This window comes from Streptomyces sp. NPDC020884 (assembly GCF_044333935.1).
Taxonomy (GTDB): Bacteria; Actinomycetota; Actinomycetes; order Streptomycetales; family Streptomycetaceae; genus Streptomyces.
In genome coordinates this window covers 75,580-101,748 of record NZ_JBIRRY010000004.1, presented here as the reverse complement: position 1 = coordinate 101,748, position 26,169 = coordinate 75,580, and the positions used below count along the sequence as shown (strand labels likewise).

Annotated in this window: 22 protein-coding genes; 10 read left to right on the top strand and 12 right to left on the bottom strand. The window is 72.7% G+C overall.

All coding sequences use genetic code 11. The features are described 5' to 3' along the window. Positions 1-75: 75 nt before the first annotated feature. The 4 genes from ACH4UK_RS14705 to ACH4UK_RS14690 all read right to left on the bottom strand — a co-directional run bounded on the left by ACH4UK_RS14705 (position 76) and on the right by ACH4UK_RS14690 (position 5,149). Entirely contained in the window at positions 76-1,128 is a 1,053-nt protein-coding gene (locus tag ACH4UK_RS14705; protein ID WP_398356418.1) for an ABC transporter permease, read from the bottom strand. Then, a complete protein-coding gene (locus ACH4UK_RS14700) occupies positions 1,125-2,648 on the bottom strand; it encodes a sugar ABC transporter ATP-binding protein (protein WP_398356417.1) in 1,524 nt (507 codons plus the stop codon). Before ACH4UK_RS14700 ends, ACH4UK_RS14705 begins: the two co-directional genes overlap by 4 nt. Positions 2,649-2,860: 212 nt before the next feature. Continuing rightward, the gene (locus tag ACH4UK_RS14695; RefSeq protein WP_398356416.1) at positions 2,861-4,042 is read right to left on the bottom strand and encodes an ROK family protein; all 1,182 of its coding nucleotides are present in this window, start codon (positions 4,040-4,042) and stop codon (positions 2,861-2,863) included. A gap of 147 nt (positions 4,043-4,189) precedes the next feature. Next, positions 4,190-5,149: a beta-ketoacyl-ACP synthase III gene (locus ACH4UK_RS14690; RefSeq protein WP_398356415.1), complete on the bottom strand. Its 960-nt coding sequence runs from the start codon at positions 5,147-5,149 to the stop codon at positions 4,190-4,192. 243 nt (positions 5,150-5,392) lie between these two features. On the opposite strand from ACH4UK_RS14690, the gene fdhD reads away from it, so the two are divergent. Then, positions 5,393-6,241 carry a formate dehydrogenase accessory sulfurtransferase FdhD gene (gene fdhD, locus ACH4UK_RS14685; protein ID WP_398356414.1) on the top strand — a complete coding sequence of 283 codons (849 nt, stop codon included), beginning with the start codon at positions 5,393-5,395 and terminating at the stop codon, positions 6,239-6,241. 156 nt (positions 6,242-6,397) lie between these two features. Here the strand turns inward: fdhD and ACH4UK_RS14680 are convergent, their stop codons facing one another. Next, positions 6,398-7,444, bottom strand: coding sequence for a bile acid:sodium symporter family protein (locus ACH4UK_RS14680; protein ID WP_398356413.1), 1,047 nt, complete (start codon positions 7,442-7,444; stop codon positions 6,398-6,400). Positions 7,445-7,638: 194 nt separating this feature from the next. On the opposite strand from ACH4UK_RS14680, the gene ACH4UK_RS14675 reads away from it, so the two are divergent. The 4 genes from ACH4UK_RS14675 (at position 7,639) to ACH4UK_RS14660 (ending at position 12,401) form a co-directional block, all read left to right on the top strand. Continuing rightward, positions 7,639-8,532 carry a LysR family transcriptional regulator gene (locus ACH4UK_RS14675; protein ID WP_398356412.1) on the top strand — a complete coding sequence of 298 codons (894 nt, stop codon included), beginning with the start codon at positions 7,639-7,641 and terminating at the stop codon, positions 8,530-8,532. Between the two features lie 545 nt (positions 8,533-9,077). Next, positions 9,078-10,877, top strand: coding sequence for an AMP-dependent synthetase/ligase (locus tag ACH4UK_RS14670; RefSeq protein WP_398356411.1), 1,800 nt, complete (start codon positions 9,078-9,080; stop codon positions 10,875-10,877). A gap of 101 nt (positions 10,878-10,978) precedes the next feature. Further along, positions 10,979-11,815 carry an aldo/keto reductase gene (locus ACH4UK_RS14665; RefSeq protein WP_398356410.1) on the top strand — a complete coding sequence of 279 codons (837 nt, stop codon included), beginning with the start codon at positions 10,979-10,981 and terminating at the stop codon, positions 11,813-11,815. 109 nt (positions 11,816-11,924) lie between these two features. Next, a complete protein-coding gene (locus tag ACH4UK_RS14660) occupies positions 11,925-12,401 on the top strand; it encodes an RICIN domain-containing protein (RefSeq protein ID WP_398356409.1) in 477 nt (158 codons plus the stop codon). A gap of 22 nt (positions 12,402-12,423) precedes the next feature. On the opposite strand, the gene ACH4UK_RS14655 is transcribed toward ACH4UK_RS14660, so the two are convergent. Further along, positions 12,424-13,365, bottom strand: coding sequence for a class I SAM-dependent methyltransferase (locus tag ACH4UK_RS14655; protein ID WP_398356408.1), 942 nt, complete (start codon positions 13,363-13,365; stop codon positions 12,424-12,426). Further along, complete coding sequence (locus tag ACH4UK_RS14650; RefSeq protein ID WP_398356407.1) at positions 13,362-14,372, bottom strand: AraC family transcriptional regulator; 1,011 nt, start codon at positions 14,370-14,372, stop codon at positions 13,362-13,364. The genes ACH4UK_RS14655 and ACH4UK_RS14650 overlap by 4 nt, the downstream gene beginning before the upstream one ends. Before the next feature lie 97 nt (positions 14,373-14,469). Between ACH4UK_RS14650 and ACH4UK_RS14645 the strand changes: the two genes are divergently transcribed. After that, complete coding sequence (locus ACH4UK_RS14645; protein ID WP_398356406.1) at positions 14,470-15,444, top strand: NmrA family transcriptional regulator; 975 nt, start codon at positions 14,470-14,472, stop codon at positions 15,442-15,444. Between the two features lie 116 nt (positions 15,445-15,560). Then, positions 15,561-16,523: a LysR family transcriptional regulator gene (locus ACH4UK_RS14640; RefSeq protein ID WP_398356405.1), complete on the top strand. Its 963-nt coding sequence runs from the start codon at positions 15,561-15,563 to the stop codon at positions 16,521-16,523. Positions 16,524-16,558: 35 nt separating this feature from the next. On the opposite strand, the gene ACH4UK_RS14635 is transcribed toward ACH4UK_RS14640, so the two are convergent. Next, positions 16,559-16,864 (bottom strand): 4a-hydroxytetrahydrobiopterin dehydratase, encoded by a 306-nt coding sequence (locus tag ACH4UK_RS14635; RefSeq protein ID WP_398356404.1) that lies wholly within the window; start codon positions 16,862-16,864, stop codon positions 16,559-16,561. Between the two features lie 101 nt (positions 16,865-16,965). Here ACH4UK_RS14635 and ACH4UK_RS14630 point away from each other — a divergent pair, with 101 nt between their 5' ends. Beyond that, the gene (locus ACH4UK_RS14630; RefSeq protein WP_398356403.1) at positions 16,966-17,793 is read left to right on the top strand and encodes a helix-turn-helix domain-containing protein; all 828 of its coding nucleotides are present in this window, start codon (positions 16,966-16,968) and stop codon (positions 17,791-17,793) included. Positions 17,794-17,868: 75 nt separating this feature from the next. On the opposite strand, the gene secD is transcribed toward ACH4UK_RS14630, so the two are convergent. From secD to ligA, 4 genes are all read right to left on the bottom strand, one after another. Next, entirely contained in the window at positions 17,869-20,190 is a 2,322-nt protein-coding gene (secD, locus tag ACH4UK_RS14625) for a protein translocase subunit SecD (RefSeq protein ID WP_398356402.1), read from the bottom strand. Positions 20,191-20,225: 35 nt separating this feature from the next. Continuing rightward, positions 20,226-20,840: a hypothetical protein gene (locus ACH4UK_RS14620; RefSeq protein WP_398356401.1), complete on the bottom strand. Its 615-nt coding sequence runs from the start codon at positions 20,838-20,840 to the stop codon at positions 20,226-20,228. Next, positions 20,837-21,553, bottom strand: coding sequence for a rod shape-determining protein MreC (locus ACH4UK_RS14615; RefSeq protein ID WP_398356400.1), 717 nt, complete (start codon positions 21,551-21,553; stop codon positions 20,837-20,839). Before ACH4UK_RS14615 ends, ACH4UK_RS14620 begins: the two co-directional genes overlap by 4 nt. Before the next feature lie 568 nt (positions 21,554-22,121). Next, complete coding sequence (gene ligA / locus ACH4UK_RS14610; protein WP_398356399.1) at positions 22,122-24,254, bottom strand: NAD-dependent DNA ligase LigA; 2,133 nt, start codon at positions 24,252-24,254, stop codon at positions 22,122-22,124. A 234-nt stretch (positions 24,255-24,488) separates the two neighbouring features. On the opposite strand from ligA, the gene ACH4UK_RS14605 reads away from it, so the two are divergent. Next, on the top strand, positions 24,489-25,430 hold the full coding sequence (locus ACH4UK_RS14605; RefSeq protein WP_398356398.1) for a DUF1996 domain-containing protein: 942 nt from the start codon (positions 24,489-24,491) through the stop codon (positions 25,428-25,430). 86 nt (positions 25,431-25,516) lie between these two features. Then, the gene (locus tag ACH4UK_RS14600) at positions 25,517-26,149 is read left to right on the top strand and encodes a DUF305 domain-containing protein (protein WP_398356397.1); all 633 of its coding nucleotides are present in this window, start codon (positions 25,517-25,519) and stop codon (positions 26,147-26,149) included. Positions 26,150-26,169 lie beyond the last annotated feature (20 nt).

Genomic DNA, 26,169 nt, shown 5'->3' with positions numbered 1-26,169 from the left:
TGACCCTTCATCCGGTGGGTGCGTACGAGGTGCGGGTGCGGGGGGTGCTCAGGTGCTGGGGGGTGTTCGGGGTGCTCAGGTCTCCCCGCCGCGAAGGGTGCGGCGCTGGACGAGGACGGCGGCGACGATGATCGCGCCCTTGGCGATCTGCTGGACGTCGCTCTGGAGGTTGTTGAGCGCGAAGATGTTCGTGATCGTGGTGAAGATCAGAACACCGAGTACGGAGCCGACGATGGTGCCCCGGCCGCCGCTGAGCAGCGTCCCGCCGATGATCGCGGCGGCGATGGCGTCGAGCTCGTACAGGTTGCCGTTGGTGTTCTGGCCGGAACCGGCGAGCACGATCAGCATGAAGGCGGCGATGCCGCAGCACAGCCCCGACAGCAGGTAGAGGTACAGACGCTGGCGTCGGACGTCGATCCCGGCCAGCCGGGCGGCCTCCGCGTTGCCCCCGACGGCGACCGTGCGCCGCCCGAAGGTCGTCCGGTTCAGGATCAGCCAGCCGACGACGGTGACCACCGCGAACATGATGACCAGCGGCGGGATGCCGAGGAAGTAGGAGTCGGGCAGGCCGAGGTCCAGGACCGAGTCCACGGTCACGATCTGGGTCTTGCCGTCGGTGATCTGGAGGGCGAGTCCGCGGGCCGAGGCGAGCATGGCCAGTGTCGCGATGAAGGGGACCATTCCCCCGTACGCGATGAGGACGCCGTTCACGAGTCCGGCGGCGAGGCCGACGATCACCGCGGTGAAGAGGATGCCCGCGAAGCCGTACTCCTGGGTGGCCAGGGTCGTCGCCCACACCGAGGCGAGGGCGACCATCGCCCCGACGGAGAGGTCGATGCCGCCGCTGATGATGACGAAGGTCATGCCGACGGTGACGACACCGATGACGGAGGCCTGGGTCAGGATCAGCTGGAGGTTCCCGGTGTCCAGGAAGGCGTCCGGTTCGGTGATGCCGCCGACCAGGATCAGGGCGGCGAGGACACCGAGCAGGGACAGGATCCGGACGTCGAGCCGCAGACCGAGGGCGGGCCTGCCGCCGCCCGACTTCGAGGGCGGCGCGCCGGAGGGGCCGGTGGGGGCCCCCTTGTCCGGCCCGTTGTGCTGCGCCGACGGGGCGGGCTGTGTCATGGCGTCGGGCTCCCTTCCATCACGAGGTCGAGTACGCGGTGCTCGTCGAGCTCCTGGGCGGGGGCCGTGTGGACCACTTCGCCCTCGCGGAGCACCAGCACCCGGTCGGCGAGGCCCAGGACCTCGGGCACTTCGCTGGAGACGAGCAGAACGGCGAGGCCTTCGTCGGCCAGCCGGCGGATCACGGCGTAGAGCTCGGCGCGCGCGCCGACGTCGACGCCACGGGTGGGTTCGTCCAGCAGCAGGACCCGGCAGCCGCGCAGCAGCCAGCGGGCGAGAACGGCCTTCTGCTGGTTGCCGCCGGAGAGGGTGCGGACGGCGGCGTCCGGGTTGTCGGGCCGCATCTGCAGTTCGCGGGTGGCGCTCTGCGCGGCCCTGCGCTCCCCGGCCCGGTCGATCCAGCCGATCCGGGCGAAGCGCGAGAGGGAGGAGACGGAGACGTTACGGGTGACCGATTCGGTCATCAGCAGGGCCTGCGCCTTGCGTTCCTCGGGGGCGAGGCCGATGCCGGCGGCTACGGCGGCGCGGACGCTGCCGGGGCGCAGCTGCTTGCCCGCGACGGTGACGGTGCCGGTGCTCGCCCTGCGGGCTCCGTAGATCGTCTCCAGGATCTCCGAGCGGCCCGAGCCGACGAGGCCGGCGAGGCCGACGATCTCACCGGGCCGCAGCTCCAGGTCGACGGGGGCGAACTCGCCCTTGCGGGACAGCCCCTGGACCCGGAGCACGGGTTCCGCGGTGACGGAGGCCGGCTCGTCCGGACGCGGCGGGAAGACGTAGGCGACGTCCCGGCCGGTCATCATGGCAACGATGTCGCGGGTGGGGGTGTCCGCCGCGGGCAGCCCGACGGCGACGGTCCGGCCGTCCTTGATGACGGTGACCCGGTCGCCGATGCGGCGGATCTCCTCGAGGCGGTGCGAGATGTAGACGACGGCCACCCCGTCGGCGGTGAGGCTGTCGACGATCCGGAAGAGGTTGTCGACCTCGTCGGGGTCCAGGGCCGCGGAGGGCTCGTCCATCACGATGAGCCGGACCTCGTGGGAGAGCGCCCGCGCCATGGAGACGATCTGCTGCTGCGCGGCGGAGAGGTCGCCGACGGGCCGGGCGGGGTCGATCTCCGGATGCCCGAGCCGGGCCAGGAGCGCTTTCGCCGCGAGACGCCCCTCCCCCGTGCGGACGATGAAGCCGGCACTGGTCGGCTCATGGCCGAGGAAGACGTTCTCGGCGACCGACAGCCCCTCAACCAGGTCGAGTTCCTGGTAGATGGTCGCGATGCCCAGGCGCATGGCGGCGATCGGCGACTTGAGCTGGACGGCCTCGCCCCGCCAGGTGATCTCGCCGTCGTTGGGCTGGTGGGCTCCGGCGAGGACCTTGATGAGGGTGGACTTGCCGGCACCGTTCTGGCCGAGAAGACAGTGGACCTCGCCGGCCTGGACTTCCAGGTCGACGCCGTCCAGGGCGCGGACGCCCGGGAAGAGCTTGGTGATGCCGGACATGGTGAGCAGGGGTGGTTCTGGTGCCATGACGAATCCCCTCGGCGAATGGGGTCTCCCCTGCTCGGGCGGTGCCGAGGGGCCGGGGAGGGCCGGTGAGCGGACAGGAGGCAGGGCTGGCGGTGCCGTGGAGCCGGCGACACCGCGAACGGCTGCTGACTGGTACCTGACGAGCGGGTACCGGACGAAGACGGAGACCTGAGCAGTACCTGAGTGGAGCGGTGGTGCGTACGGGCCTGTGGTCAGGCCGGTGAGAAGAGGTGGTCGCTGATGAGCCGGGCCGCGCCGATCACTCCGGCGGTGGGCCCCAACTCGCCCAGCACGATGGGAAGATTGCCGGTGGCCAGGGGCAGGGACTGCTTGTAGACCTGGGTGCGGACACTGGCGAGGAGGTTGTGACCGAGGCCGGTGACCCCGCCGCCGATCACCACCAGACCGGGATTGAAGAAGCTGACCAGGCTCGCGATGACCTGGCCGAGCCGATTGCCGCCTTCGCGGATCAGATCGAGTGCGGCCGCGTCCCCGGCCGCCGCGGCGGCGGCCACATCGGCGGCGGTGAGACGTCCTGTCGCCGCCAGCCGGACCGCGAGCTCGGGCGAGCGGCCGTCCCGGCCCGCCTCCTCCGCGTCACGGGCCAGGGAGGCGCCGCTGAAGTGGGCTTCCAGGCAGCCCTTGTTGCCGCAGGCACAGCTCCGGCCGTCCGGTTCCACCTGGATGTGGCCGATGTCCCCGGCGCTGCCGGTCGTACCGCGGTAGACCTCGCCGCCGACGACTATGCCGCAGCCGATGCCCGTACCGATCTTGACGCAGAGGAAGTCGGCCACGGAACGGGCCACGCCCGCGTGCTGCTCCCCCATCGCCATGAGGTTCACGTCGTTGTCGACCATGACGGGGCAGCCCAGTTCCTGGCTGAGCGCCTCGCGGACCGGGAAGCCGTCCCAGCCGGGCATGATCGGCGGCGCGACCGGCACGCCCTCGGGGAAGCGGACGGGGCCGGGAACCCCGATGCCCGCGCCGTCGAAGCCTTCGGCGAGCCCGGAGGCCCGCAGTTTGGCGGCCATCGACAGGACCTGCTCGAAGACGGCGACGGGCCCCTCGCGCACGTCCATCGGGTGATTGAGGTGTCCCAGGACCTCCAGCTCCGCGTTGGTGACGGCCACGTCGATCGAGGTCGCTCCGATGTCGACACCGAGGAAGCGCAGTTCGGGAGCGAGCCGGATGTTGTGCGAGCGGCGCCCGCCGCGCGATGCGGCGAGTCCGTCGGCCACCACCAGGCCGGTCTCCAGCAGCCGGTCCACCTCGACGGCGAGCTTCGAGCGCGAGAGCTCGACCTGATCACCCAGTTGCGCACGGGAGTTGGGTCCCCCGTCGCGCAGCAGTCGGAGCAGCCGCGCCTGATGCGCGTTCGCGGGTCGTGCCGTCATACGTCTCACGCGTCCCTCCCCGCCACATCGGCCAGTCCGTCGGGCTTTCGAGGGGAACGTAGCAGCGCTTTGCCGGAGTGGGAAGAAGTTGCGCAGGAATCAGCCCCAACTTTCTCCACACCCAGGACAAAGGTCCTCGGGGAGCGGTCAGGGGCAGCGGATGACCTGGCCCGCGTAGGAGAGGTTTCCGCCGAATCCGAAGAGCAGGACGGGCGCGCCGGAGGCGACCTCGCCGCGCTCGACCAGCTTGGACAGCGCCATCGGGATGGAGGCGGCCGAGGTGTTGCCGGAGTCCACCACGTCCCGGGCGATGACGGCGTTGATCGCGCCGATCTTCCGGGCGACCGGCTCGATGATCCGCAGATTGGCCTGGTGCAGGACGACGGCGGCCAGGTCCTCCGGGGCGATGCCCGCCTTCTCGCAGACCCGGCGGGCGATCGGGGGAAGCTGGGTGGTGGCCCAGCGGTAGACGGACTGCCCCTCCTGCGCGAAGCGCGGCGGCGTCCCCTCGATCCGGACCGCGTTGCCCATCTCCGGCACGGACCCCCACAGCACCGGTCCGATGCCGGGCCCGTCCGGGGTGTCGGGGGCGGCCGGGTCGGCGGTGACGACCGCGGCTCCCGCGCCGTCGCCGAGCAGGACGCAGGTGGTGCGGTCGGTCCAGTCCGCGATGTCGGCCATCTTGTCGGCGCCGATGACCAGCGCCCGGGTCGCCGCACCGGCCCGGATCGCGTGGTCGGCGGTGGCCAGCGCGTGCGTGAAGCCGGAGCACACCACGTTGATGTCCATCACGGCGGGCGAACCCATGCCGAGACGTGCCGCGACCCGCGCCGCCATGCTCGGGGACCGGTCGATCGCCGTGGAGGTGGCGACGAGGACCAGGTCGATGTCCGAGGGTCCCAGCCCGGCCGCGGCCAGCGCCTTGGCTCCCGCGTGCGCGGCCATCTCGTCCACCGGCTCGTCGGGGCCCCCCACGTGGCGGGTCTTGATACCGACCCGGCTGGTGATCCACTCGTCGCTCGTGTCGACCATGGCCGCCAGATCGTCGTTGGTGAGCACCTTGGCGGGCTGGTAGTGGCCGAGCGCCACGACACGTGAGCCGGTCATACGGGTTCCCATCGTCAGGTAGGGCAGGAAACATCCAGTCTTGGTCGCTACCACCGGGTACGAGGGCACGTGATCCCACAGGAATCCGGCCCACACGTTGGAGCCTTGACAACAGCCTGGTCAGCGTGCTGCGCCGGCGCCGGCGACACGCCGGGGCACATGCCGGACAATGACGGGGACAGTTTTCGGCTTCCGTACACGGACGAGAAGCCGCCGCACACCGACAGAATCGGGTTCACCTCTATGGGACGGGTCACCGAACGCCGCCGCACCCTGCGCATCCGGGACGGCGCCGTCTCCTCCCGCGCGGACACCCTGGTGGCGGAGGAGCCCCTGGAGATCCGTCTGAACGGCCGGCCGCTGGCCATCACGATGCGTACGCCGGGCGACGATTTCGCGCTGGCCGCGGGTTTCCTGGTCAGCGAGGGGGTGATCGCCGAGGGGGACGAGGTGCAGTCGATCGTCTACTGCGCCGGGGCGACGGCTGACGGCGTGAACTCGTACAACGTGGTGGACGTGAAGCTCGCGCCGGGCGTCGTGGTGCCCGACATCACGTTGGAGCGCAACGTCTACACCACCTCCTCGTGCGGCCTGTGCGGCAAGGCCAGCCTGGACGCGGTACGCACCACGACCCGGCACCCCGTGGCCGACACGCCCCCGGTGCGGGTCACCCCCGAGCTGCTCTCCGCCCTCCCGGACCGGTTGCGGGCCGCGCAGAGCGTGTTCGACCGGACCGGCGGGCTGCACGGCGCGGCGCTGTTCTCCGAGGAGGGCGAGCTCTGGGACGTCCGCGAGGACGTCGGCCGGCACAACGCGGTCGACAAACTGGTGGGCCGGGCGCTGACGGACCACCGGCTGCCCCTGTCGCGGGCCATTCTGCTGGTGTCGGGGCGGGCCTCGTTCGAGCTGGCGCAGAAGGCCGTGATGGCGGGGATCCCGGTACTGGCCGCGGTCTCGGCACCGTCCTCGCTGGCCGTGGACCTGGCGGCGGAGAGCGGACTGACGCTGGTCGGCTTCCTGCGCGGCCCGTCGATGAACGTGTACGCCGGTGAGCACCGGATCGCCCTGGAGACGGCGGCCCGGCAGGGCTGAAGGCGGGGGGGGCCGGCAGGGCTGAAGGCGGGGGGGGCCGGCAGGGCTGAAGGCGGGGGGGGGGGCCGGCAGGGCTGAAGGCGGGGGGGGGGCCGGCAGGGCTGAAGGCGGGGGGGGCCGGCAGGGCTGAAGGCGAGGCCCTCGGGGCGGCGGTCCTCAGGTCGCCGCGGCCGGTTCCGGTGCCGGGGCCCCCGGCGCGACGCCCCCGGCGTCGGCCGGATCCCGCGCCTCCGGGTCGCGGGAACGGCGCTTGGCGATCACCGCGCAGACCATCAGCTGCATCTGGTGGAAGAGCATCAGCGGCAGCACCGCCAGGCTCGCGTGCGCCCCGAAGATCACGCTCGCCATCGGCAGCCCGGCCGCCAGGCTCTTCTTCGACCCGGCGAACTGGACGGCGATCCGGTCCGCCCGGTCGAACCCGAGCCGCCGTGCCCCGTACCCGCTCAGGGCGAGCATCACCGCCAGCAGGACCGCCTCGGCGGCGAGCAGCGCGCCGAGCCGGGCCGGGGTGACCTGGTGCCAGACGCCGGCCGCCATCCCCTCGCTGAACGCGGTGTAGACCACGAGGAGGATCGACCCCCGGTCGACCAGGCCGAGAACCCTCTTGTGCCGGGTGAGGAAACCGCCGACCCAGCGGCGCAGCAGTTGGCCGGCGAGGAACGGGACGAGCAGCTGGAGCACGATCTTCAGCAGGGAGTCCGCCGAGAACCCGCCCCCGGTCGAGCCGAGGAGCAGGGCGGCGAGCAGCGGGGTCACGAAGATCCCGGCGAGGCTGGAGAAGGACCCGGCGCAGATCGCGGCGGGCACGTTGCCCCGGGCGATCGAGGTGAAGGCGATGGAGGACTGGATCGTCGAGGGGACCAGGCACAGGAAGAGGAAGCCCGCCTGGAGCTCGGGGGTCAGCACATACGGCACCAGGCCGGCACTGGCCAGCCCCAGCAGGGGGAAGACGACGAAGGTGCAGGCCAGGACGGTGAGGTGGAGGCGCCAGTGCTTGAGCCCGTCGAGCGCCTCGGCCGTGGAGAGCCGCGCCCCGTAGAGGAAGAACAGCAGGGCGACCGCGCCGGTGGACGCCCCGCCCGCCACCTCGGCGGCGGTCCCCCGGGCGGGCAGCAGCGCCGCGAGGGCCACGGTGGCGGCCAGCGCCAGGATGTAGGCGTCGACCGGCAGCCAGGACGGCAGGCTCGGCATGCGGCGGGTCATGGGCTCGGGCACTCCACGGGTCGGCCGGCCGTACGGCCGTGCGGGCGTCGGGCCGTGCCGGGCGGACCGGCCCTGCCGGCATCCGCTCCACTCCCCCACGGCCCCATCGGCATCCATCCTGCTCCCGCACCGCCTCATCGGGAATCAGGCATACCGCTCTGACTGTCATCACGGAACCCGATAACGTGCCGGTCATGGACGCCACGTACGACCCCGCCCAGCTGCGTACCTTCCTCGCCGTGGCCCAGACGCTGAGCTTCACCCAGGCCGCGCGCCGGCTCGGGATCCGTCAGTCCACCGTCAGCCAGCACGTGCGGCGGCTGGAGGAGGCGGCCGGGCGGCAGCTCTTCGCCCGGGACACCCATCGCGTCGACCTCACCGAGGACGGCGAGGCGATGCTCGGCTTCGCCCGGACGATCCTCTCGGCGCACGAACGGGCCGCGGCGTTCTTCGCGGGCACCAGGCTGCGCGGCCGGCTCCGGTTCGGCGCCTCCGAGGACTTCGTCCTCACCCGGCTCCCCGAGATCCTGGAGTCCTTCCGCCGCGACCATCCGGAGGTCGAGCTCCAGCTCACCGTGGAGCTGTCCGGGACCCTGCACCGGCAGCTCGCCGCGGGCCGGCTGGATCTGGTGCTGGCCAAGCGGCGGACCGGCGACACCCACGGCGAGCTGGTGTGGCAGGACGCGCTGGACTGGATCGGCGCGCCGCAGCTGCGCGTCGACCCGGAGCGCCCCGTGCCGCTCGTGGTCTTCCCGCCGCCGGGAATCACACGGGCCCGCGCCCTGGAGGTGCTGGAGGAGCAGGGGCGGGCCTGGCGGATCGCCTGCACGAGTACGAGCCTGAGCGGTCTGGTCGCGGCGGCACGGGCGGGCCTGGGGGTGATGGCGCACTCCCGGGGGATGGTCCCCCCGGGACTGGTTCCGGTGCCGGCCAGGGCGGGGCTGCCGGAGCTCGGCGGCGTCGACTTCGTGCTGCTGCACGGGAACCGCCGGGGCGCGGCCCAGGAGGCGGCCGACGCGCTGGCCTCGGCGATCCTGGCGGGCGGCGACCGGCTGCACCGCGGGACCGGCGGCGGGGAGGCGCCCTAGAGCAGGGCGTGCGGATGGCGCGGCCCGCTGTCGCCGCCGCCGGCTCCACGAGGGCCTCCGAACCGAGCCGCCCGGCCGCGAGGCACAGGACGACGAACGCGAACCAGCCGGCGATCGCCCGCCCGGCGTGCCGGGCGCTCCATCGGGCCACGCGTACAGGTAGCTGTCTCATACCGGAAATTCCTGGCCGCAAGGGTCTCGCGCCCGACACGACCTGCCGGTTGAACCTGGCCTCCACCGACCGGTGGACAGGACCGGTGACCAGGAGGAGGCGGGGCTCGGTCCCGTCTGCGGGCCCACGGTGATCGCAGCGGGCGGATTCGGTGGAGATTCCGGCGCGAGCCGCTTACCCCTCCGGCAGAACTGGACCGGCCGGACGCCCGAGCCTTGCCCATCTGGCCGGTTTTCGACGGTTGACCTGTGCGGACGGCACGGTGTCCGGAGGCTCCGGGCCCCTCCCGCCGGGCACCCGCTTGGGGTAGCGTCGCGGCGCTGTGCGGAGCGCCACAAGGAGCATGTCATTGCGCGAATTCACTGTTCCACCCATGCCGGCGGCGCCTCAGGTCGGCGGTCTGGCCGATGTGGTCTTCGACCACGCCGAGGACGATCCGCACCGCGTCGCGCTCGGCCGCAAGGACGCCGGGGGCGAGTGGCGCGATGTGACCTCCGGGGACTTCCGCGACCAGGTGCTGGCGCTGGCCAAAGGACTGATCGCGCACGGGGTGCGGTTCGGTGACCGGGTCGCGCTGATGTCCCGTACGCGCTACGAGTGGACCCTCTTCGACTTCGCGCTCTGGACCGTCGGGGCCCAGTCGGTGCCGATCTACCCGACCTCCTCCGCCGAGCAGGTCCTGTGGATGCTGCACGACGCCGAGGTGGTGGCCGTGCTGGTCGAGCACGAGGACCACGCGATGACCGTCGCCTCGGTGATCGACCAGCTGCCGCATCTGATGCGGCTGTGGCAGCTGGACGCCGGGGCGGTGGACGAGCTGGTGGAGGCGGGCGCGGACATCGACGGCGAGGTGGTGCACCGGCACCGGCGCGCGGTGACGCCCGATTCCGTGGCGACCGTCATCTACACCTCCGGGACGACGGGCCGCCCCAAGGGGTGCGTGATCACCCACGCGGGCTTCATGTTCGAGAGCGACACGATGGTCACGCGCTGGGAGCCGGTGTTCCACTCCAAATCCGGCGACGAGGTGGCCACCCTCCTCTTCCTGCCGCTGGCCCATGTCTTCGGGCGGATGGTGGAGATCGCCGCGATCCGTGGCCGGGTCAAGCTCGGTCATCAGCCGGAGCTGTCGGCGACCGCGCTGATGCCGGACCTGGTGACGTTCCGGCCGACGTTCATCCTGGCGGTGCCCTACATCTTCGAGAAGGTGTTCAACGGGGCCCGGCGCAGGGCCGAGGCGGAGGGCAGGGCCGGACCGTTCGACAAGGCCGTCGACATCGCGGTGAAGTACGCCGAGGCCCTGGAGCAGAAGGCGTTCGGGGACGGGCCCGGACCTTCGGCCGGGCTGCGGATGCAGCACCAGTTCTTCGACAAGGTCGTCTACAAGAAGGTCCGCGACGCGATGGGCGGCCGGGTGCGGCACGCGATGTCGGGCGGCTCGGGCATGGACCGCCGGCTCGGGCTGTTCTTCGCGGGCGCCGGGGTGAGCGTCTTCGAGGGGTACGGGCTGACCGAGTCGACCGCCGCGGCGACGGCGAACCCTCCCGAGCGCACCCGGTACGGGACGGTCGGGCAGCCGATTCCGGGGACGTCGGTGCATATCGCGGACGACGGCGAGGTGTGGCTGCACGGGCCGAACGTGTTCTCCGGCTATCTGGGCAACCCCGGGGCCACCCGGGCGGTGCTGCAGGACGGCTGGCTGGCGACCGGGGACCTCGGTGCGCTGGACGAGGACGGCTATCTGACGATCACCGGGCGGAAGAAGGAGATCCTGGTGACGTCCGGCGGCAAGAGCGTCTCCCCGGCCGGTCTGGAGGAGCGGGTACGGGCGCATCCGCTGGTGGCGCAGTGCATCGTCGTCGGCAACGACCGCCCCTATGTCGCGGCGCTCGTCACCGTCGACCAGGAGGCGGTGGACCACTGGCTGTCGATGCAGGGCCGTACCCCGCTCGGCCCCGCCGACCTGGTGCGGGACCCGGATCTGGAGATGGAGGTCCGGCGGGCGGTGGTGGCCGCCAACACGGCCGTGTCGCAGGCCGAGTCGATCCGTACGTTCCGGATCCTGGCCCATCCGTTCACCGAGGACCTGGGGCTGCTGACGCCCTCGCTGAAGCTGAAGCGCAAGGCGATCGAGACGGCGTACGCGGTCGAGGTCGACGCGCTCTACCACTGAACCGGCGGCAGCACGGACGGCTCGACCGCGCGGGAATGCCTGGGCCCGCCCGGTCGTTGTCGTGGGGAGTTATCCATCGACGACGTTAGGATCGACCGCTCGTGAGCCAGGTCCCCTCCATCACCCTCAACAACGGCCTCGACATGCCGCAGCTCGGTTTCGGTGTCTGGCAGGTGCCGGACGACGAGGCGGAGAAGGTGGTCGCCACGGCCATCGAGACCGGGTACCGGAGCATCGACACCGCCGCGGTCTACGCGAACGAGAGCGGCACCGGCAAGGCCATCGCCGCGTCCGGCGTCGCCCGCGACGAGCTCTTCGTCACCACGAAGCTGTGGAACAGCGACCAGGGTCACGACAGCACCCTGCGCGCCTTCGACGCCTCGCTGGACAAGCTCGGCCTGGACTACGTCGACCTGTACCTGATCCACTGGCCGGTACCGGCGAAGGACGCGTACACCGACACGTACAAGGCGTTCGAGAAGATCCTCGCCGACGGCCGCGCCAAGTCCATCGGCGTGTCGAACTTCCACCCCGAGCACCTGCGGCGGCTGCTCGCCGAGACCTCCGTGGTCCCGGCCGTCAACCAGATCGAGCTCCACCCGCAGCTCCAGCAGACCGAGGGGCGCGCCTTCCACGCCGAGCACGGCATCGCCACCGAAGCCTGGTCCCCGCTGGGCCAGGGCAAGGGACTCCTGGAGGTGCCGACGGTCGTCGCCATCGCCCAGAAGCACGGCCGGACGCCCGCCCAGGCGGTCCTGCGCTGGCACCTGCAGAGCGGCAACATCGTGATCCCGAAGTCCGTGACCCCGTCGCGGATCAAGGAGAATCTCGATGTGTTCGGCTTCGAGCTGGACGCCGACGACCTCGCCGCCTTCGCGGCCCTGGACGAGGGCAAGCGGCTCGGCTCGGACCCGGCCGAGTTCAACGTCGGCGCCTGAGCGTCCGGCCCGCCCCACGCCCCCGCCGATGTCTCGGTGGGGGCGTCGCGTCGTCAGCTCTGCGGCAGCGTCAGCGTCAGCACATTGGTCGAACGGGAGACACAGAGACATGAGCGGCGAACTCGCACCCGTCGTCGAGGCGGGTCCCTACCGACTGCGCAACGTCGGCAGCAAGCTGGTGCTGGAGGTGTACGGCGCGGCCAAGGGCAGCGGGGCCCGGGTCCAGCAGGGCAAGGACGACGGGACGGCGGCGCAGGTGTGGCGGCTGGCCCCCGTGCACGAGGGCGCGGCCCTCTTCCACCTGGTCAACGAGCACAGCGGGAAGCGACTGGACGTGGCGGGCGCCGACACGGAGAACGGCACCCGGATCCAGCAGTGGAAGGCCAACAACTTCGGCGCGCAGGAGTGGCTGATCGAGCAGCATTCCGAGGCGCCCGGGACGGTCACGCTGGTGAGTTTCATCAGCGGGCTCGTCATGGAGGTCGCTGACGCGTCCACCGAGGAAGGGGGGACGGTCCAGCAGTGGGAGGACACCGACTCCCCCTTCCAGTGGTGGCGGTTGGAGCCGGTGGCACGCTCCCGCTGAGCTCGGTGCGCGGAGCCGGCCCTCAGCCGCGCCGCCCCAGGTGGACCGTGCGGGCGGTGAGCAGATGGACGTCCGCACGGTGGTGCAGACCCTCGGGGTCCTCGGGGTCGAGCAACCGTGCCAGTACGGCGCTGTCCTCGGCCGTCAGCAGTTCGCCGAGCACTTCACGCTCGCGGGTGATGCTCGCGACGACATGGTCGCGGGCGGGGCCGGAGAGCGGGGCGGGCAGGTCGAGGAGGAAACTGCGGGTGCCCTGCGGAACGAGGCCGACCGCGGTGAACAGGGCGCTCCAGTCCTCGGTCTCCCGCTTCGCGCCCGGGAGTTCGGAGCGCATGTGCTCGAAGCGCGTGGCGGCGGCCGCGTCCATGCGGGCCTCCAGACCGGGCCGTCCGATGCCGATGTCGCGGGGCAGTCGCCGGGTGGGCAGTCCGCCCTCGACGAGCGCGACCGTCCCGCCGGGCCGCAGGAGCGCCGCGAATCCGGCCAGAGCGGCACGCTGGTCGCCCAGGTGGTGCAGGGAGTTGCCTGCCCAGATCAGGTCGGCCTCACCCAACCGGTCGATCTCGGCGGGGAGTTCGGCCGCCAGGGTCTGGAGGCGGTCGATCACGCCGAGACGTCGCGCACGGTTCTTCGCGCGTTCCAGGAGAGCGGGCGTCGCGTCCACGGCGACCACCTCGGCCTCGGGGAAGACCTCGGCCAGCAGGCAGGAGACGACGCCGGGGCCGCTGCCGACGTCCAGCACCCGGCGGACCTTCGGTGCGGTGGGCAGAGCGGCGATCCAGCGGGCCGCCTCCGCGTACTGCGCGCTGTTGAGTTCGGCGTTCTGCTCCAGCAGGGGCCCCATGACGTCCCAGTCGATGTCCGTGGCCGGGTCGCTTCCTGTTCCGTGTGCGGGGGTGTGAGCCCGCGCCCGTGCGGGGGCGGCGGGGGTGGCGTGATGGCCGTGACCGGCGTGGCTGCTCATGGAGGCAGCCTTCCCAGGATCGGGTCGACCGGCAAACTTCTTTGCCGATCCGGCAAATCGAGGGGGTCCCCCGGCCCGCTGCCGCGGAACTCCTGCGGGCTGACTCCCCTGACCCGCTTGAACGCGGCGCTGAAGGCGAAGGGGGTGCTGTAGCCGACCTTCCGGGCCACGGCCTCCACCGTGGCGTCGCTCTCCCGCAGCAGGTCGGCCGCGACGGCGAGCCGCCAGCCGGTGAGATACGTCATCGGCGGCTCCCCGACCAGCTCGGTGAACCGCCGGGCGAGACCGGCCCGGGACACCCCGGCACGGGCGGCGAGCGCGGCGACGGTCCAGGGGTGCGCCGGCTCGTTCTGGAGCAGCCGCAACGCCGTGCCCACGACCGGGTCGCCCATCGCGCGGTACCAGGCGGGGGCGTCGGCCCCGGGCCGGGCGAACCAGGCGCGGAGCACGGCGATGAGCAGCAGGTCCAGCAGCCGGTCCAGGACGACGCGCTGGCCCGGCTCGTCCTGGGCGATCTCCGCGTCGAGCAGGTCCAGCAGCGGCCGGGTCCGCGCGTCGGCGGGAACGGTGAGCAGCGGGGGCACCGCGTCCAGCAGCCGGCGGCTGATCTCGCCGTCCATCAGATAGGTGCCGACGAGGACCGCCGTGCTGCCATCGGCCGCGTTTCCCCAGGTCCGTACGTTCAGCACCATGTCCTGGGCGAGCGGCCGGCCGTGCAGCGTGGTGCAGACGCCGCCGGGGCCGATGAGCGCGTGCGGCGGCGTCCCGGGGGCGTCGGCGACGGTGTACGGCTCGGGGCCGCGGACCACCGCGATGTCCCCGGGGCCGAGCCGGACCGGTTGACCTCCGCCGGGCGGCGCGATGAGGGCCGTGCCGTGCCGGACCGACATCAGGCAGATCGGCGCCCGGTCCTCGATCCGTACCGCCCAGGGCGGCTCCATCACCATGCGGAGCAGAAACGCGCCCCGGGCCCGTGGTCCGTCCAGGAGTCCGGCGAGAGCGTCCATGGCCGTCAGCGTAGACGCAGGAACGCGTGGACGAAGGAGTAGGCGCCTGAGCCTTTGGAGCATGTCCGGCCGGTCGCGGGACCGGGAGTCTGGAGCCATGACGGAGAACGCGGACAAGCGGCGGAACGTCGGCGACGACGAAGACGCGGGCGACGGACGGGACGGGGAACCGATGACGGTGAGGGACGTGGGACCGATGGCGGAGCAGGGCGCGGGACAGGTGGCGGAGCAGGGCGCGGCAGGGGACGTGGGAACGGTTCTGGTGACCAGCGGCACGGGCAAGACCGGCCGCCGGGTCGCCGAGCGGCTGACGGCCCTCGGGGTGCCGGTCCGATCCGGTTCGCGCACGGGCGAGGTGCCCTTCGACTGGCAGGACGACTCGGGGTGGGCGGCGGCGCTGCGCGGCGCACAGGCCGCCTATGTTGCGTACTACCCGGATCTGGCGGTACCCGGGGCGGCGGAGGCGATGGCCGTGTTCGGGCGGACCGCTGCGGCGTGCGGGGTGCGCAGGGTGGTGCTGCTGTCGGGGCGCGGCGAACCGCAGGCGGCCGTCGCCGAGGAGGCGCTGCGCGCGGCCGCCGGGGCGGTGGAGGTCACCGTCGTCCGGTCGGCGTTCTTCGCGCAGAACTTCAGCGAGGGCGCGCTGCTGGACGGGGTGCTCGGCGGCGAGCTGGTCTTCCCCGCGGGCACGACGGCGGAACCGTTCCTGGACGTCGGGGATCTGGCCGACGTGGTGGTGGCCGCGCTGACCGAGGAGGGGCACGCGGGTGCGGTGTACGAGCTGACGGGCCCCCGGAGCCTGACCTTCGCGGAGGCGGCCGAGGTGCTGGGCCGGGCGGCGGGCCGGCCGGTGCGGTATGGGCCGGTGACGGGTCCCGCGTACGCGGCGCTGCTGGAGGAGTTCGGCGTGTTCGGCCCGGAGGCGGGATTCCTGGCCGAGCTGTTCGCGACCCTGCTGGACGGCCACAACGCGGCGACGACCGGCGATGTGCGACGGGTCCTGGGCCGGGGGCCGAAGGACTTCACCGACTACGCCCGCGAGGCCGCCGGGGACGGAGCCTGGCAGGGCTGAACCGGAACGCGATCCCCCGCCGCCCGGCCCGGCGGTGTACGGACCACGCACACCGACTGAACGGTAGCCAGAGCGCGCATATTGCCGGGGTGCTCCCGGGCCCATAACTTGCCCTTATGGAGCTGGAATTGCGGCATCTGCGAACGGTCCGTGCCATAGCCGACACGGGCAGCCTCACCAAGGCCGCCGCCACACTGGGCCTTGCCCAGCCCGCTCTCAGCGCTCAGCTGCGGCGGATCGAGAAGGCCCTGGGCGGCGCTCTCTTCGAACGCGACCACACCGGAGCGCGTGCCACCCCGCTCGGCGAGCTGGTGCTGGAACGGGCCCGGGTGGTGTTGCCCGCGGTCAGCGAACTCCAGGCCGAGGCCGTGCGGTTCGCCAACGCGACGGGGTCGCTGGACCGGTTCCGGCTGGGCGGCACCCACGGTCCGCTGCTCGGCGGTCTGGTGGACCGGATGGCCGCCGCGCACCCGTCGACGCCGGTGTCGACGTACACCTCGTGGTCGGTGGCCGAGATCGCCTCGCTGGTGATCGACGGGCGGCTGGACTTCGCGCTGATCGGGACGTGCGGCGAGAGTCCGCCGCCGCTGGCGGACCGGCTGGTGTGGGAGGTCGTCGGCGTGGACCCGGTCTTCGTGATGCTGCCGGAGGACCACGCCCTGGCCGGCGAGAGGGAGTTGGACCTGGCCGCGCTGGCGGACGAGTGCTGGGCGGACGTGCCGGGCGACGGCTGCTTCGCCGACTGCTTCGCCACGGCCTGCGCGCGGTCGGGCTTCACCCCGGTGTCCGTGTACGAGACGGACACCGCGTCCGTCGTCCATCTGGTGCAGGTGGGGCGGGCGATCGGGCTGTGCCGGGCGACGTTCCCGCCGTCGCCCGGACTGGTGACCAGACCCCTGGCCGGTGCGCCGCTCAGCTGGCGTCATCTGGTGGGCTGGCACCCGCACTCCCCCGCCGCGGACGCCGCGGCGGGGACCGTCACCGGAGCGACCCGCGCGGCGTACGCGGCGGCGGTGTCGCGCAGCCCCGGATACGCGCAGTGGCTGGCCACGCACCCGAGGTTCGGCACGGTGGCCTGAGCCGGGCGGCCGGGCCGGGCCCAGCCGCCCGCAGGCTATGCGGCTCCGTGGGACGGGGCCACGGCCGCCACCCGGCCGGCCAGCGTGAGGTCCTTCTCGGTGACCGCGCCGCCCGCGTCGTGCGTGTGGACGGAGAGGGCCACCGTGTTGTAGCCGAGCGTCAGGTCGGAGTGGTGGTTCAGCTCCTCTTGGATCTGCGCGACATGGACGGTCAGGGCGGCGGCCGCGAAGTGGGAGGGCAGCCGGAAGGTCCGGGTGAGGCGGTCCCCTTCCAGCGCCCAGCCGGGCAGGCTCTCCAGCCGGCGTTCGATCTCGGTCGGCGACAGCGGTTCGGCGGTCATGGAACGGCTCCCCTGGGTGTCGGTGGATCGGAGCAATGCGTCACAGCGGGCCGGGGCGGCCCGTACCGGCCCCGGCCCGCCGGTGACGTTACGGTCTGGGCATGACGACTGTCTTGCCCGACACGGGAGTAGGGCCGCTGCTGCGCGACTGGCGGGAACAGCGGCGCATCAGCCAGCTGGAACTGGCGCTGCGCGCGGACTCCTCGGCCCGCCACATCTCGTTCATCGAGACGGGCCGCTCCCGGCCCAGTGAGGACATGGTCCTGCGGCTGGCCGAACAGCTGGACGTCCCGGTCCGTGAGCGCAACGCCCTGCTCGTGGTCGCCGGTTACGCGCCCCGCTACGCGCAGACGCCGCTCGACGACCCCGCGATGGCCTCCCTGCGCGGGAGTCTCGACCGGCTGCTGACGGCGTACGAGCCGTATCCGGCGCTCGTGGTGGACGGCACCTACGGGGTGGTGGCGGCCAACCGGGGGATCGCGCTGCTGCTGGAAGGGGTGCCCGAGAAGCTGCTGACGCCGCCGATCAACGCCATGCGGCTCACCCTTCACCCGGAGGGGCTCGCTCCGCGCATCGTCAACCTCCCGGAGTGGCGGGCGGACCTGCTGGCGCAGATGGACCGTCAGATCGCCCTCGTACGCTCGCCCGAGCTGCGTGCGCTGTACGACGAGGTGGCCGCCTATCCGGTCGCCGCGCGGGAGGACCGCACCGGCCCCGCGGGCCGGTCCGGTGGCGCGGAACCGGAGCGGGCCCCGGCGTTCGCGCTGCCGATGCTGCTCGAACACGGGGGCCGGGTGCTGTCGTTCGTGTCGTCGATCGCGACGTTCAACACGCCGATGGACGTGACGGTGGCCGAGCTGGCCATCGAGACGTTCCTCCCCGCAGACCGGGAGACCGCCGCGTATCTGCACGCCCACGTCCCGTCCTGAGCCCGATGGCCGCCGCCCGCCGCCCCGGCGGGGACGCCGGAGCGGCCGCCGGGGGTGCGGGAGCGCGGGATCGCCTCAGACGCGGGCTCCGTTGTCGAGCGGGTCGCGCCTGGATGCTCCGGCGCGCCCGCGTGCCGTGCCCTTCCCCTTCCGCTTCCCGGGTACGGGCGGCGGGGCCTTGGCGGTCCGCTCCAGGACGAGGGCGCCGGGTACGGCGGTGAACACCGAGGACCAGGTGCCGACGCAGATGCCGATGAGCAGGGCGAGCGCGAAGTCGGCCAGCGAGTCGCCGCCCAGCACCGCGAGGGCGGCCAGGATGAACAGGGCGCCCATCCCGGTGTTCACCGTGCGGGGAACGGTCTGGAGGACGGCCCGGCGGGCGATGGCGCCCAGCGGTGTCCGCCGGTTCGCGGCCCACAGCTCCCGTACCCGGTCGAAGACGACCACCGAGTCGTTGACCGAGTAGCCGATGACGGTGAGCAGGGCGGCCAGGAAGATGCCGTCCACCGGCCGCCCCAGCCAGGCGAAGGCCCCCACCACGAGGATCACGTCGTGCACCATCGCCCCGACGGAGGCCACGGCGAACGTCCAGCGGAACCGGACCGCCAGATAGGCCAGCTGCACGGCCACCGCGACCCCCAGGGCGATCAGCGCGTTGCGCCGCAGCTCGTCGCCGAGGCTCGGGCCGATCAGCTCGTCCCGTACCTTCGTCGTCTCACCGCCCTCCTCGGCGAGGGCGGCCCGCAGGGCGTGTTCGCCGTCGTTGTCGAGTTTCCCGGTGCGCACGGACAGGTCGCCGTCGCCCGCCGTGGTGACCTCGGCGTCGTCGAACCCCGCGGCGGCGAGCGTGTCCCGGGCCGTTTCGACGTCGACCGGCCGGCTGGTGGAGTACTCCACCAGCCGGCCTCCGGTGAACTCGACGCCCAGGTCGATTCCGCGCACCACGATCCCGGCCACCGCGACGGCGACCAGGGCCGCCGAGACGACGAGCCAGCGGACCGGTTTCCGGAAGAGCCGCGGGTCCTTGCGGACCAGCCAGGTCCGTACGGCGCCGGGGCGCCCGATGCCGTTGACGTTCCGGTAGTCGCTGACGAAGCGGGAGTTCGCGGCGATCTCGGTGAGCGCGCGGGCGATGACCAGCGCGGAGAACATCGAGGCGACGACCCCGATGCCGAGGGTGACCCCGAAGCCCTTGACCGGACCCGAACCCAGGAAGAAGAGCAGTCCGGCGGCGATCAGCGTGGTCGCATTGGAGTCGGCCACTGCGCTCCACGCCTTCTGGAACCCCGTGGTGAGCGCGGAGCGCAGGGAGCGTTTCGGCCGTTCGGCGCACTCTTCTCTGGCCCGTTCGAAGACCAGGACGTTCGCGTCGACCGCCATGCCGATCGCGAGGACGAAACCGGCGAGGCCGGGGAGGGTCAGCGTGACGCCGAGGGCGACGAGCGCGGCGTAGGAGATCACCCCGTACGCGCCCAGCGCCACGGCGGCCAGCGCGCCGAAGAGGCGGTAGACGACGGTGATGAAGAGTGCGGTGGCGGCGGCTCCGATGAGGGCCGCCTGCATGCTCGCGTCGATGGTCGCCGCGCCGAGCGTCGGGCCGACGGTCCGCTGCTCGACGATCTCGACGGGTACGGGCAGGGCCCCGCCCTTGATGAGCAGCGCCAGGTCACGCGCCTCGTCCGCGCCGAACGAACCGGTGATCTGGGTGGCCCCGGACGGCAGTCCGGCCCGGCAGCCGACCGAGGGGTCGACCTGCGGTGAGGAGATGATCCTCTCGTCGAGGACGATGGCGACCCGGCGCCGGTCGTCCCCGGCCGGATGGCAGGCGGCCTCGCCGGTCAGCCGCTTCCAGTCCTGGCCCGCGTCCTTGCGGAATTCGAGCGAGACGCTCCAGCCCGCTCCGCCCTGCGCGTCGAACCCGGCGGTGGCGTCCTCGACGCCCGCGCCGGAGAGCCGGGTGGGGCCGAGGGCGAGGTTGCGGCCCTGCTCGTCGGGAAGGGTCAGTTGCTCGGGGGCGGGGGACTTCCCCGGTGGCTCCTCGCCCGCCGGGCCCTCGACGGCATGGAAGGTGAGCTGCGCCGTCCGGCCGATCACCTCGGCGGCCTGCCGCGGATCCTGGACGTCGGGCAGTTCGACGATGATCCGGTCCTCGCCGGAACGGGTCAGGGTCGGTTCGGACACGCCCAGCGAGTCGATGCGCTGTCGCAGCACCTCCAGGGTGCGGTCGGTGGTCTCCCGGTCCGCCTCGACGGTGGCGGTGTCCCGGGCCTGGAGCACGATACGGGTGCCGCCCTGGAGGTCGAGGCCGAGTCTGGGCGACATGGTCAGGGTGATGAAGACGGAGACGAGCAGGACGGCGACAGCCAGAACCGCTCGCACCGTGGTGGCGCGAGTCATGGAAATCCTCCGGTGGGGCGTCGAGCGCCCTCACCTCAGTGAGGATGCGACGCCGGATCGGCAGAACAGGACGGATGACCGGTCGTGGGACCGGCGGTCCTGCCCGGAGGCCCCCGTACGCCGGGGAGTGCGCCCCGGCGGCTCCCGGGTACGCCGAAGGTATCCGCGGCGACCTGACATACGCCGTCGCGCACCTCGGGAGCGCCCGACGGGGAGGGTGCCAGCGCGTCGTGGGGTGGCGGCGGTGCGTGCAGGAGCAGGTAGGCCCGGCCGGTGCCGGCCCGGGGAGCCGGCGCCGGATCGGCCGCGGCCCTGGGCTGCTCGTGCCCGGCCTGGGCCACCGCGCCGATGCCGCTCGACTCGGCCGGCCCCCGGCCCGCGTGGTCCCGCTGCCCGTGGTCGTGTCGTGTGTCGAGGGCAGCGCGGTATCCGGCGTGATGCCCGGTCTGATGCCCGGCTTGATGGGTCGGCGCGGCGAGGGGCGGGACGGCGGTGAAGGCGGGCGCGAGGCTTCGGGGAGCCGGGGCGGGTGCCGCGCCGCTCGCTGCGGCAGCACCGCCGACCAGGGCCAGGACGGTGAGGAGCAGCGCGGTCAGCGCACACCGCGCCCGGGACGCGTTGGCCCGCCGCCGCTCCGGGTCGGGCGTCACCTCGGTCGGCCGGAACGCTCGGGCGCGGCCGTCCGGTGGCGGAGCACAGAGCTGAGGATCCGTCCGGCGCCGCGGACGACCGTGGTCGACGGGTCGTCGGCGAGGCGCACACGGGTGCCGAGACAGCGGGCGAGGCGATCGGTGACGTCGGCCCGCAGCGCGCCGCCGCCCGCGAGCACGGGGCCCTTCCGCAGGGCTCCGCGGATCGCGCCGTGCCGGTCGTGCCGCCACATGGACGTGATCATGTCCAGCACGGTGGGGACGAGGACGGCGGGCAGCGCCGCCGGATCGAGGCCGTCGAGGTCGACGAGTCCGCTCTCGGCCTGCCGGGCGTCGGCGACCAGGCCGCCCACGAGGAGCGTGACCTCGGTCAGCTCGGCTCCCATGTCGACGACGAGCAGCGGGCCCGTCTCCCTAGGTCCGGCGTACGCGGCGGCGGCCCGAGCGCTGCTGAGGACCACGACGCGCGTCGTCCCGAGCCCGGCGAGCAGGGCGCGCGCGACGGTGCGGTGTTCGGCCCCGGCGAGCACCGGGTGGCTGAGGACGATCACGCTGTCGCTGCGGTCGGGGCCGAGGGCCGTGTCAGCGATCCGGCCGAGCAGCCGTCCGCAGGACTCGGGGTCGACGATGCGCCCGCGCCGGACCGGCCGCTCGGCGGCCCCGTGGGGGCCGGAGCCGGGGAACGGATCGAGAACCAGTCCCCGGCCGGGCACCCAGACCCGGGTGCGGGAGCTGCCGAGGTCCAGGGCCAGCCCCCGGGCGGCCGGGGGTCCGGCCGGTCCGCCCTCGTGCTGGTGAGAGGTCCGGAGTCCCCCGTGGGCACGTCCCGCCCCGAACGCCCCGGCACCGCTCCCGTCACGAAGCGGTCCGGGGCCTTTCCCCCATGGGCCCGCACCCGGGCGAAGCGGCCCTCGCCACTCGCCGGGCGCAGAAGCGATCGGAACAGGCGGAACAGTCAAAGGCAGAACTGGCGAAACAGGCGGCACACGCGGCACGGTCGGCACGGTTCGCGCACGGAGGGCCGAGGCGACAGCGATCGGTGCGGGATTCGACGGGGCGGGTCCGGGCGACGGATGGACGGCGCGACCCGGTCGCTGTCCGTCGTGCACAGAACGCATCGTCCCTCACCCCCGGCCGCCCGTCGCAGCCGTCCACGCACCCCGTCGGCCCACTGATAGTGAGGCGCGACCGATCCCTCACTATGCAATACGGGGTGGTGGAACGCCACTTCCTCGCAGATTCACAGGCGTGAACCTCATGAACACCCGGCAGACGGCGGGATCAGCCCTCCGCCCCCGCCGTCAGGAACGCGCCGACCAGCTCCGCGAACTCCTCCGGCACCGCGATCCGAACGCCCAGGTCCTCCGCCTTGGTGCGCTTGGAACCGGCCTTCTCTCCGGCGACCAGCAGACTCGTGCGTCCCGAGACGCTGGAGGACGACTTGCCGCCCGCGCGCTCGATCAGCTCGTTCATCTGGTTGCGCGACAGCTTCTCCAGCGCTCCGGACATCGCGCCCGTGACCACCACGGTCATCCCCGCCAGGGGAAGCGCGGAGCTGGTTCCACCGTCGCCACCGGCCTCCGCACCGGCCTCCGTCTCCGCGGCGGCCGTCTCCTCCTCCGTCCCGGGCTCCGGGGGCGGGGTGGCGCCCGGCTCCGTCATCGCGACCCCGGCCGAGACGAGCTTGCCGATCAGCGGCGCCAGCTCCACCAGCTCGGCGACCACCGCGGCGGCCTTCTCCTTGCCAATGCCGTCGACCCGCTGGAGCGTCTCCGCGTCGGCGGCGACGATCCGGTCCATCGTGGCGAAATACCGCGCGATGCGGCGCGACATGGAGCGCCCCGTGCCCCGCACTCCCAGGGCGCAGAAGACCCGGGAGAGCGGCCGGGTGCGGGCGGTGTCGATGGCCGCCAGGAGGTTGTCCGTGGAGGTCTCGCCCATCCGGTCGAGGGCGAGCAACTGCTCGCGCTCCAGGGTGAACAGGTCCGCGAAGTCGGCGACGAGGCCCGCGTCGACGAGCTGGACGACCCGCGTGGAGCCGAGGCCCTCGATGTCGAGCTGATCGCGCCCCGCCGCATACGAGACGGAGGCGACCAGACGGCAGTCACGGCCCCGGGTGCAGCGCCAGCGCTGCTCGCTCGTGTCGATGGCGGAGCCGCACTGCGGGCAGCTCTCGGGGAACGCGATGGGCGTCTCGTCGCCGGTGCGCAGGTGCACGACGGGGGCCTCGACGCGCGGGATGATGTCCCCGGCCTTGTAGACCATGACCTGGTCCCCCAGCCGCAGGTCGCGGCGGGTGATGTCGGCCGGGTTGTGCAGGGTGGCATAGCCGACGGTGGAGCCGTCGATCTCCACGGGCTCCAGGACGGCGCGCGGCGCGATGATGCCCGTGCGGCCGACATTCCACTCGACGGCCAGCAGACGGGTGATCTTCTCCACGGCGGGCAGCTTGTGGGCGATGGCCCAGCGGGGCGCGCGGGTGCCGGAGCCGGCCTCGCGCTGGTCGGCCGCCAGATCGGCCTTGATCACGATCCCGTCGATGCCGAACGGCAGCGAGGCGCGCAGGGCGGCCGTCTCGGCCACCCGAGCCTGGACCTCCTCGACCGTGGCGGCCCGCAGCGGCGCCACGTCGGTGCCCGCGGCCGTGTGCACGCCGAGGCCGGCGACATACGCCAGGACCTCGCTGTGGGGCAGTTCGGCGAGGGTCTCGGTGAGCTCCCCGGAATCGGGCAGCGGCAGCGCGCCGTAGGCGAAGAAGGTCGTCTCCACCCGGTAGGCGCGGTCCTTGGCGCGCAGGGTGCCCGCCGCCCCGTTGCGCGGGTTGGCGAAGGGGGCGCCGCCGTGCTCCGTGCGGATCGCGTTGCCCTGTTCGAACTGCTCGTTCGTCATGAGGATCTCGCCGCGCACCTCGATGGTGACCGGGGCGGCCAGCCGCTCCGGCAGTCCGACGACGGCAGCGGCCGCGTGCGAGACGTCCTCGCCCGCCGTGCCGTCGCCCCGGGTGATCAGGCGTTCGAAGCGGCCGTCCCGATAGCGCGCGGCGACCGCCAGGCCGTCGAGCTTCGGCTCGACGCTCCACGCGGTCACCGGTCGGCCGATCCGACGCTCCAGCGACGCGGTCCAGGTCGCGAACTGCTCGTCCGAGAACACGTTGTCCAGCGACAGCATGGGCACGGTGTGCGGCACGTCGCCGACGGCGGCCCCGCCCGCGACCTTGCCCGTCGGCGAGGCGGCGAGCAGCTGCTCCGGGTGGTCCGCCTCGTACGCGGCTATCCCGCGCGCCAGCCGGTCGTAGGCGTCGTCGTCCAGCGCGCTCTCGCCCGTGGCGTAATACGCGGCGGCGGCGAGGGAGGCCTCTTCCACCGCGGCGGCATAGGCGGCGGCGTCGGCGAGCACAGCAGCTGAGTTCGTCATGACCACCATTCTTCCGCCCACCACTGACAACGCCCCTGATCCCTCTCCCGCCTCGATCTTGAGAGAGCGCTCTCCCATCCAAGGGTCCGCAACTTGCCCTCGACCAGGCTTATTTGTTGAGCCTGCGCGCTCTCTTGACATACACAGGAGGCAATCCTACGTTCCCCTGAGAGAGCGCTCTCTTACCGATCAAGGAATCCCCCCACGTCCCCCACGTCCCCGAACAGGAGTGCCGTGCTCTTCCGTCATCGACGCAACCCCGACCACCCCCGCCGCCAACGATCCCTGCCGCCCTGGCGGTACAGAATCGCCGGGCTCGCCGCAGCGGCCCTCGCCCTCTCCTTCCTCCAGGCCAACGTGGGCAACGCGGCGGCCGACCGCGCCGCCGCCGAAGCCGCGCCGAAGGCCGCCGCCGATGTGGTGCGGGTGGCCGAGTTCCTCGCGGAATGCCCGTACACCCACCGCGCCCCCGACGACCCGATCGTCTTCCCCGGGCTGCCGGGCGCCTCCCACATGCACAGCTTCTTCGGCAACGACACCACGCACGCCGGCTCCGACCTGGCCTCCCTGGAACAGGGCCGTACATCGTGCGCCCCCGACACCGACCTGTCGTCGTACTGGGTGCCCACCCTCTACGACGGCGACCAGGAGGTGGAACCCACCGGAACCACCTTCTACTACCTCGGCGAAGGAGTCAGCGACGACGTCATCCGGCAGATCCAGCCCTTCCCCCGGGGCCTGCGCATCGTGGCCGGCAACGCGAAGGCGACCGGCCCGCAGGACAACACGATCGCCCGCTGGTCGTGTCTGCACGCCGGTGAGGTGAACCCCTCGCAGAACTTCGTGAACTGTCCGCCCGGCACGATGATGGAGTCCTACCTGGACTTCCCGCAGTGCTGGAACGGCACGGATCTGGACTCGGCCGACCACAAGAGCCACATGGCCTACCCGGTGGCCGGGGGCTGCCCGTCCACCCACCCGGTGCCGGTGCCCAAGCTCCGCCAGGTGCTGCGGTATCCGGTGAACGGCGACCCGGCCGACTTCCGGCTGGCATCCGGGCCCGGCTACACCATGCACGGCGACTTCTTCAACGTATGGCCGGAGGAGGAGATGGCGCAGCGCGTCCGCGACTGCATCAACGCGATCATCAAGTGCGGTTTCGACGGCAAGCCCTGATCAGCCGTCACCCGCGTGCAGCACGGCGTCCGTCCCGGGCCGAGACTCCCGGGGCGGACGCCCTCCGCCCCGTACGAGGACACCTCATGAACCCCATGCACCCGCTCCTCCGCCCGGCGGCCGTCCTCGGTCTGCTGGGCGCGTTGACGCTCACCGGCGCGGCCGGCTGCTCGTCGGCGACGGATTCCGCGCCCCGCACAGGAGAGACGCGGAAGGCCGCTTCGAGCGCCTCCCCCGCACCGTCCGCCACCGGAACGGCCACCTCCACCGACATCGGCTGGGTCCAGTTGATGACCCCCATGAACCAGCAGGCGGTGAAGCTGCTGACGCTCGCCGCCGACCGCGCGGCCGAACCACGCGTACGCGCCTTCGCGGTCCGGCTGCGCACCGGGCAGGAGGCCGAACTCCGCCGTCTGCGGCCCCTGCTGACCCGCATGGGGCTGCCCCGGAGCGATGTGCACGCGGGGCACGACATGCCCGGCATGGTGACCGAACAGGACCTGGCGGCGGCCCGCGCCGCCGAGGGACCCGCGTTCGACCGGCTCGTGCTCGCCCGGATCCGGGACCATCTGCGCCAGTCCGCACAGGTGTCGCGTTCCGAGATCACCGCGGGCGGCCGGGCGGACGCCCGCGAGCTCGCCGCCGCCCTCGTGGCGGCGCGCGAGACCTCGCTCGCCGAGCTGGAACGGCTGCCGGCCCCGGTGCGGGCCCTCGGCTGAACGGGGCGGCCGGCCTGCGG